This window comes from Tenebrionibacter intestinalis (assembly GCF_016632365.1).
Taxonomy (GTDB): Bacteria; Pseudomonadota; Gammaproteobacteria; order Enterobacterales; family Enterobacteriaceae; genus Tenebrionibacter; species Tenebrionibacter intestinalis.
The window spans coordinates 1-308 of sequence record NZ_JAEPBH010000207.1; the positions used below are offsets into that span (position 1 = coordinate 1).

The 308-nt window shown below is 55.5% G+C and carries 1 pseudogene; it reads right to left on the bottom strand.

Going from position 1 to position 308, the window contains the following annotated elements:
* Window positions 1-308 (bottom strand): annotated as a pseudogene (locus JJB97_RS18495) (DUF4258 domain-containing protein); the annotation flags it as partial.

A 308-nucleotide genomic window follows, 5' to 3' on the forward strand; every position in this document is an offset into this window, starting at 1 on the left:
TCCCCTTTCTTCAGCGCCGTTTCCGCCGCCTTAATCACCTTACCAGCAGCATCACCCGCGCCAGGGATAATCCCCACCGCTGCGACCAGGTAATCCAGCGCGCTCTGCGCTTCTGCAAAGCTCTTGATATCGCCAACCACCGGCACAAAATCCACGCCAAATGAAGCGGTATCCTTGAGTGCTTCAAGCCTCTGCTTATACATCTGTACTGAGCACGCTTCCGCGCTCATGCCTGCGCAGTTTTCCTGCCTGTAGCGCTCGTTTTCTGCTTTTACATGCTCCTGCGCTTTCTGCTCCGGAGTTTTACC